Here is a 7,505-nt window from a genome sequence, read left to right as displayed (position 1 = left end):
ATGCGGTGGAAACCAGCACTCAACGCATTCGCCATCACCTTCGCCGACCGCATGCCGGCCAGCGAAGACAACTAACCGAAAACGCCACTTACACCGTTAATCTGATACTCCCCGACTATGCGACAGCCGACGACGACACGCGATCACTATGTGCGGAGTTTTCTGACGCATCAGGTCTGTACGAAGGCAATTCCGTCGCGATGCTCGGCAAGAAGGTGGGCAGGGTCGTAGGCATTCACGAGGAGGGACAGAAAGGTGTGCGTGTCGATATGCGGATCGACAAGACCGTGCCGCTTCCCGCAGATGTGGGTGCGACCCTGGTGTCCACCTCGATTGTCACCGAAAGACAAATCGAGTTCACCCATCCCTATCGTGGCGGAGAATATTACAAGTCGGCTGAGTGTATCCCACTGGAAAAGACCAGGACTCCACTGGGGATTAGTCAAACGCTCGACGCGATCAGCACTCTTTCAGACGAACTCGTCAAGGACGACGGACGTAACACGGATGCGATTCTTCAGGCACTTACACTCGTCTCGAAAAACATGGAAGGGACCCAGGGTGATATATCCGGCATTCTCCAGGACTCGGCCACGCTAATCAACGATCCGACCCGGCGTGATAGCCAGATACGCAGGATTGTAGCCAATCTCGCCACCTTAACCGGTGTTGCCACCGAAAACAGTACTGAGGTGACCCAGCTATTCGACAACTTCGTAGGCGCAATTGAGGTGATTGTTGCTTTCGGTCAAACATTCGGCGCCGCAACAGAGTACGCAGGCACCTTCGTCCCTATCCTGTCGCGCCTATCGTCTGACTTCGGGCCACCTATTTTCTCACTTGGAGATGCTGCGGTTCCCCTCCTCTCGCAAGCGGGCAAGCAAGAAAACATACTTGCGTCCGTCGCCGCTCGAACAGCTGACCTCATCGTTGAGCATCCAGATGCGAAGTCGATCCTGCGGGCATTCGCAATATCTGTACCACTGCAGGCCCTCAAGAACGCGTGCGCTCCTCCTTCCGTCAAGGACGTTTGCGCGACGGGTAACGAAGCGGCGACGATCGCCAACTTGATCGGAGGGCAACCTCGATGATGATCTACGGCTACCTTCGTCGTGTCACGGCCGCGATCGTGACGCTGTTCGTAGCGACTATCGCCCTCGCCGCCTGCAGCATCAGTGCTGACAACCCGCCGACCATCGGTGGATCATCCGCCCGAGACGGCTACGACATCGAGATCGAGTTCACGAGTGCTCTGAACTTGCCTGCCCGTGCCAAAGTCCTCTCTCGAGGGATTGACGTCGGTGCCGTCACCAGCGTCGCTTACGACGGAGGCCACGCGCTGGTTGCTGCCCGAATTGATAAAGACGCCCAGCTGCCGGAAGATTCGCGCGCGGAACTCCGCCAAGACACTCTCCTGGGCGAGATTTATGTGGCCATCCTTCCCCCTGCACAGCAGTCCACCCAAGGCTTGCTGCGCGCGGGATCGGTAATACCTCTCTCACGCACCGAACCGGCTGCCAACGTCGAGGACGTGATGCGGGGTATGGCTAACGTATTGGGCGGGGGTGAACTCGATAAAATCCATACCGCGATATCGACGCTGAACTCGACTTTTCCGAGTGACCCCGCCCAGTTCGATGCGCTCTACCGCACGACCTTGCGCACCGTGTCTGAGGTGTCTGCCAACACCGACAAACTCGACGTAATCCTGCAGTCAGCCGATCGCACACTCAAAGTGATCCTGGCCGACCCGTCAGGTACAGACCGAATGTTGACCAAGGGGGGAGTGAACTTTTATGGTCTGGGCTACTCGCTAATTGACGTAGCGCTACTCATCGCTAATCTGCGCGACTTCGCGGTATCCGCAGGCCGTATCGTCGACCCTGAGTATTCCCGCATCAAGGAAACGGTGGGCGCGATCGCGCCAGTGGTCGCGTCCATCGCGTACTCGGACATCTACTCCAAGGATGTTTCCGACAAGGCGGCTCGTGTAATACGCGAAAGGCTCATCCCATTCGTCAGCTCGCCAGATATCAACGTCTCCGATGTGTCTATCGATGGCCGAGAACTGGCGCGGCGTGATGCCGAGTCGTTCATAACCGTCTTGCGAGCGATCGGAATGATGCCATGATCCGCAGCACCCTCGTATCGCTGGTTGCCCTTGTCCTCGTTCTCCTCGTCGGAGCGACATACTTGATCATCGACGTGGCACGGGTAAACCCGTTCCGCACCGACTACGCGATCTCGGCCATACTCGAGAGCTCGGGCGGCCTTCTAGACACATCACCGGTAATGTTAGAGGGGGTGCCGGTGGGAAAAGTGACATCTATTCGCGTCACAGGTAATCAGCTCGCCGTCGACATGTCCATCGACTCCGACTATAAGATTCCTCGCGGCAGTGTCATGACGATTCAGAACCTCTCGGTCGCGGGAGAACAATACATCAATTTCATCCCACCGGGCACAACCACCAGTGAGTACTTGCGTAGTGGGGACCTAGTGCCCGCCGGCGCCATCCGCGTGTCGCAATCCGTTCCCCAGGTGCTCCCGAAAATGTCGGCAGTGGCGGACGCGCTCGATCCAGCATCGATTCAGTCCATCAACGAAACGATCTCGGCGGCAGTCGACGGCCGGCAAAAGGACCTCGACACGATCGGAGACATGATGCACCGCCTCGTGGACTTCGTCGGTGACGACGGTGCCGTCCGTACCACTGCGGACAATGCCGAGTTCCTCCTGGGCCTTATGTCGAACGTGGGCGGTGTGCTCAGCACCGCGTCGGTCCGGACCCCGGATGCCGTCGACGGTTTGGCGAGGATCCAACGTGCGTTCATCGTTTTCACTTCTACGTCCTACGACAAATGGCCACCGATCCTGAAGCTAGTGGAAAAGCTCAGCGGCTACATCCAGATACTCCAGCCCGATATTGTCGCCATTACCCGCGCGGTGAAGCCGGCGACGGCGAAAGTCGCAGACACATACATCGACTTCGGATCGATCGGTGATCTTCTGGCTCGAACATTCCCAGCGTCACATCGGGGGCAGGCGCAGATTCCGATCGCCGTCACGCCATCACCTCGCTGACGCCCGATGGATACCTCCTACACCAGCATTCACAGAAGGCAGCAAATGACGGCACAAGACAACGGACCAGAATCCAAGGACAGCAGCGCTGAGGATAAGCTGACTGCGGCTTCCGACAAAGCAGATCGCAGCGACGCCACTGGTGCTACAGAATCTGCGACGTCCCAAGACGGTCCCGCCCCGGACGAGGCAAGCCCCCCGACGTCCGATGCCAGGCACCGATGGAGATCAGCACGCGTCCAGGCGGTGGCCGCCGGCGCTTTCGTGGTGGCACTCGCGGTGCTGGCCGGCCTCTTTGCTTACCTCTACATTGACATGAGGGAAGCAAAGACGTCCGCGGAGAACGCTGCCACACAACGAGCGCAGGCAGCGCAGGCAGCATCGGACTACTCCACAAAGTCGCTCACCTACAGCTACCAAAACACCGGCGCATTCTTTACCGAAGTGAAAGAGAATGCCAGCGATGCGTTGGTCAAGCGATACGACGATGTCGAACCCACCCTGACCCAAATCATGGAACAGGCCAAGGTCCAAGCGTCGGGACGCGTACTGGCGACCAGTGTCACCGGCAGCGCCAGCGAGAACCGGGGGGAATACACGGTGCTGGTCTTCGCCACCCAGAAGACCCAGAATGTTCAGAACCCTCAGCCGAGCGAACTCCCCACACTGTTGAAAGTAGTCGTGCTGAAGACCGAGAACGGCTGGCAGATCCAGGATTACGGACCTGCCGAATGATCCAGCGTCCGCCGCGAAAGGAGAATTTGATGAAAAGCACCATGCAGGAGGTGCCGATGACAGTGTCATCGATACTGCGTCACGTCGCAACCAATCATACTGATAGGCAGGTGATTACTTATTCCGCGAGCGACTCTGCCCGGTACGCAACCTACGGCGATCTCGAAGAGCGATGCGCACGTCTGGCGAATGCTCTGCGCCGGGTCGGCGTGGTCGGCGACGACCGCGTGGCAACCATGCTGTGGAACAACCAGGAGCACCTCGAAGCGTACGCTGCGGTACCCGCGATGGGCGCGGTGCTGCATACGCTGAACATCCGGTTGTCACCGGCTCAGCTGCAGTTCATCGCGAACCACGCCGAAGACAAGGTCATCATTGTGGACGGGTCGCTGGTGCCGTTGTTGGCGGCGGTCTTACCGGGCTTGGCGACGGTTCGGGTTGTGTTCGTTACCGGCGACGGCGACACCTCCCCGCTCGACGGCCACGGCGTGACCGTGATGCGATACCATGACGCGCTCGCAGCAGAATCACCAATGTTCTCTTGGGTCGATCCCGACGAGCGGTCGGCTGCGGGTATGTGTTACACGAGCGGCACTACAGGCGATCCCAAGGGGGTCGTCTACAGTCATCGCTCGGTGTTTCTGCACTCCATTGCAGCGTGTACTGGTAACGCTCTGGCGATCGCAGAAGCCGATCGTGTACTTCCCGTCGTGCCGATGTTTCATGCCAGCGCCTGGGGTCTGCCCTACGCGTCGCTGATGGCCGGCGCGGACTTGCTCATGCCTGATCGATACCTTCAAGCGGCGCCGCTCGCCGACTTGATCCAACAGCATCGCCCCACGAAGGCAGGAGCAGTACCGACAATCTGGAACGATCTTCTTCAGTACGGTATCGCGAATCCGGGTGTCGACTTGTCATCAATCGACCTTGTCGCCTGTGGTGGAGCTCCTGTCCCGCAGTCGTTGATCGAAGGGTTTGCGGACCGCTTCGGCGTACAGATTATCCAGGCGTGGGGCATGACTGAGACGTCCCCGCTTGCAGCGGTAAGTCGGCCTCCCGCCGGGATCAGCCCCACAAAGGAAATGTCGTACCGCAAGCGACAGGGACGGGCAATTTGCGGGGTGGAGATGCGCCTCATCGACGAGGGCGGCCTGCCGGTTCCCCGTGACGACAAGTCCGTCGGCGAACTCGAAGTGCGGGGTCCGTGGGTCACAGGCAGCTACTACCGGCTCGAGGACGCCGAGAGGTTTCGGGATGGCTGGTTGCGGACCGGAGACGTGGGACACATCAGCCCGGACGGGTACCTGACGCTGACCGACAGGTCCAAGGACGTCATCAAGTCAGGGGGCGAATGGATCTCGTCAGTGGAGCTCGAGAACTGGATCATGTCGCACCCAGATGTCGCCGAGGCCGCGGTTGTCGCGATGCCCGACCCCCGGTGGCAGGAAACAGCTCTCGCCGTGGTGGTTCCGGTACCGGGTCGCAAGGTGTCGGCTGACACGCTTCACGAGTGGTGCCTAAGAAATTGCCCGGAGGAGATCCCACACTGGTGGATCCCGAAGAACTGGACGTTCGTGGAGCAGGTACCGCGTACGAGCGTGGGCAAGTTCGATAAGAAGGTGTTACGCGCGAAGCATGAGCAGGGCGAGCTGCCGGTTGTATCGAATTAGCGCCGCTATAGGGCGCAAGTGTGCCCACCGAACGTCGTCAGCGTTCGGTGGGCACACTTCTATAGAAGCAATGCATTTGCCGATGGGGACTGCTGCACGGATAGGTGACAGTTTGGGTGTCATGCCGCGGCAGCGGCGGTGTTGATCATTGCTTCGAACTCGACAGGCGTCAACCGACCGAGGCGGGCTTGCCGGCGCCGGCGGCGGTAGGTCCGTTCGATCCAGGTGACGATCGCGATCCGAAGCTGCTCGCGGGTGTCCCAGCGTTGGCGGTCGAGCACGTTGCGTTGCAGGAGTGCGAAGAAACTCTCCATCGCTGCGTTGTCCCCGCACGCTCCGACTTTGCCCATCGACCCCGTGAGTCCATGAGTGTTCAAGGCGTGTACGAATTTTCGCGATCGGAATTGGGCGCGTTCAATCGGTCGATGCAACACTGGGTTGTTGTAGCGAGTGTAGTTGTTCGCCAAAGACTTCGGCGGGAGTTTTCCATCCAAGGACTTTTCTAGGACGGTTGTTGAGGGTGTAGGCGATGGCCTCGAGGTCCTCAGCTGACCACCGCGACAGATCAGTTCCCTTAGGAAAATATTGGCGCAGAACACCATTGGTGTTCTCGTTGGATGGTCGCTGCCACGGTGAGTGCGGATCGGCGAAGAACACCTGCGTTCCGGTGTCCATCGCGAACTGGGCGTGAGCGGACAGTTCCTTGCCGCGATCCCACGTCAACGTTTTGCGCAACTGCTGCGGCAGCGCGGCGATCGACGCTGTCAGTCCTGCATTCATCGCGATGGCACCGTAGCCACCGAGTGCGGGCCCGTTCTTCACAGGCGGCTGCTCACCCCAGCCCTGCTGGCGTGGCAGATGCACCAGAAGTGTTGCACGACTACGACGTTCAACGATCGTGCCGATCGCCGATCTCCCAGTTCCGATAATCAGATCACCCTCCCAGTGCCCGGGGACGGCACGGTCCTCGGCCTCGGCAGGGCGCTGACTGAACACGACATCGGAGGTGACGTGACCCTGCGGCTTGTTGCGCGAGCGGGCCCGCGGCTCCCTCAGTGCACGTCCGGTGCGCAGGCACGCGACCAGCTCACGTTTGAGCGCGCCGCGGCCCTCGATGAACAGGGACTGGTAGATCGCCTCGTGACTGATACGCATGGATTCATCATCGGGGAAGTCGACCTTCAAACGCTGGGAGATCTGCTCTGGACTCCACGCCAGCGACCACCGCCGGTTGGCCCGGTGCGGTTTGTTAAGCCCCTTCCATGGCGGTGGCGTGGGGCCCGCAGCGATCGTGCCATCGGGACGGCGGACAACGCCGGCCAGGCGGTCCTGTACGTACTCCCGCAACTCGACGTGGGCCACGAGCTTCGCTGTTTTCGGGCGCTTGGCGGCCTGCTGGGCTTTCCACTGCGCCACCAACGCCCGATACTCGAGCTTCCCGCTCCTGGTTGCGGCGTTGCGCCGTAGCTCACGCGAGATCGTGGCCGGACTCCGCCCGATCCACCGTGCGATCTCACGCACCCCACGATCCTGGGCGCGTAGCAGCGCGATCTCTTCCCGTTCGGCGAAGGATAGATAGCGGCCCGAAGGCTCATCCAGACTCAGCGGCCTCATGCCGCCAGCGTGGCGGAACCAGCGTGTACCCACCGGCACCGACACACCGACAGCGATCGATGCCTGTGCCGTGCTCACCCCCGTCGCGACCACCCGCCAAAACTCACGTTGCACCTGCCGCGACGGCTCCGGCCGCCCCGGCGATCGCATCGCCGGCCGAAGTGCACGATCAGCACGCCACTGCCGACGAACACCTACCGCCACATCGCTGGTCCTCCGACTCCAGTCCGCCGTAGCCACCGCAAACACCTCCATGATCATGGTGTTGCGACGACCAGTTGAATCCGCCTTGCACTCCGCGGTCGGAGTGGTGGATCAGCCCGGCCACGTCGTGGCCGGCACGCGACCGTGCCCACAATCCCATGTTCAGGGCGTCGAGGGCGAGGTCGGTGTGCATGGTGG

General features: G+C 60.5%; 7 protein-coding genes and 1 pseudogene. 5 read left to right on the top strand and 3 right to left on the bottom strand.

What is annotated here, in order from left to right; all coding sequences use genetic code 11:
- The first annotated feature begins 101 nt into the window (after positions 1-101).
- From FFS52_RS23200 to FFS52_RS23180, 5 genes are read left to right on the top strand one after another with little or no spacing between them, the layout of a single operon-like run.
- Positions 102-1,091: an MlaD family protein gene (locus FFS52_RS23200; RefSeq protein ID WP_249937479.1), complete on the top strand. Its 990-nt coding sequence runs from the start codon at positions 102-104 to the stop codon at positions 1,089-1,091.
- The gene (locus FFS52_RS23195; RefSeq protein WP_004023296.1) at positions 1,088-2,131 is read left to right on the top strand and encodes an MlaD family protein; all 1,044 of its coding nucleotides are present in this window, start codon (positions 1,088-1,090) and stop codon (positions 2,129-2,131) included. The genes FFS52_RS23200 and FFS52_RS23195 overlap by 4 nt, the downstream gene beginning before the upstream one ends.
- Positions 2,128-3,084 carry an MlaD family protein gene (locus FFS52_RS23190; RefSeq protein ID WP_004023297.1) on the top strand — a complete coding sequence of 319 codons (957 nt, stop codon included), beginning with the start codon at positions 2,128-2,130 and terminating at the stop codon, positions 3,082-3,084. Before FFS52_RS23195 ends, FFS52_RS23190 begins: the two co-directional genes overlap by 4 nt.
- A 6-nt stretch (positions 3,085-3,090) precedes the next feature.
- A complete protein-coding gene (locus FFS52_RS23185) occupies positions 3,091-3,819 on the top strand; it encodes a hypothetical protein (protein WP_249356628.1) in 729 nt (242 codons plus the stop codon).
- A gap of 29 nt (positions 3,820-3,848) precedes the next feature.
- Entirely contained in the window at positions 3,849-5,489 is a 1,641-nt protein-coding gene (locus FFS52_RS23180) for a long-chain fatty acid--CoA ligase (RefSeq protein ID WP_014928958.1), read from the top strand.
- A 119-nt stretch (positions 5,490-5,608) separates the two neighbouring features.
- Here the strand turns inward: FFS52_RS23180 and FFS52_RS24000 are convergent.
- The 3 genes and pseudogenes from FFS52_RS24000 to FFS52_RS23805 all read right to left on the bottom strand — a co-directional run.
- Positions 5,609-5,998 (bottom strand): annotated as a pseudogene (locus FFS52_RS24000) (IS3 family transposase); the annotation flags it as partial.
- Positions 5,904-7,103 (bottom strand): IS30 family transposase, encoded by a 1,200-nt coding sequence (locus FFS52_RS23170; RefSeq protein ID WP_101819295.1) that lies wholly within the window; start codon positions 7,101-7,103, stop codon positions 5,904-5,906. The pseudogene FFS52_RS24000 and the gene FFS52_RS23170, both read right to left, overlap by 95 nt.
- Before the next feature lie 169 nt (positions 7,104-7,272).
- Positions 7,273-7,505: hypothetical protein (locus FFS52_RS23805; RefSeq protein WP_212743661.1), on the bottom strand; the 233-nt coding region annotated here is incomplete at its 5' end.

The sequence above is a fragment of the Gordonia sp. ALPHA1B1 genome (assembly GCF_005502615.1).
Lineage (GTDB): Bacteria > Actinomycetota > Actinomycetes > Mycobacteriales > Mycobacteriaceae > Gordonia > Gordonia hongkongensis.
Note: the sequence above shows the minus strand (reverse complement) of the source record. Positions and strands in the feature narration are given on the sequence as shown.

Bases quoted from the DNA above. Each gene is read 5' to 3' on its own strand.
- FFS52_RS23190 (WP_004023297.1), top strand. From the start codon at position 2,128: ATGATCCGCAGCACCCTCGTATCGCTGGTTGCCCTTGTCCTCGTTCTC.
- FFS52_RS23180 (WP_014928958.1), top strand. From the start codon at position 3,849: ATGAAAAGCACCATGCAGGAGGTGCCGATGACAGTGTCATCGATACTG.
- FFS52_RS23195 (WP_004023296.1), top strand. From the start codon at position 1,088: ATGATGATCTACGGCTACCTTCGTCGTGTCACGGCCGCGATCGTGACG.
- FFS52_RS23185 (WP_249356628.1), top strand. From the start codon at position 3,091: ATGGATACCTCCTACACCAGCATTCACAGAAGGCAGCAAATGACGGCA.
- FFS52_RS23170 (WP_101819295.1), bottom strand. From the start codon at position 7,103: ATGAGGCCGCTGAGTCTGGATGAGCCTTCGGGCCGCTATCTATCCTTC.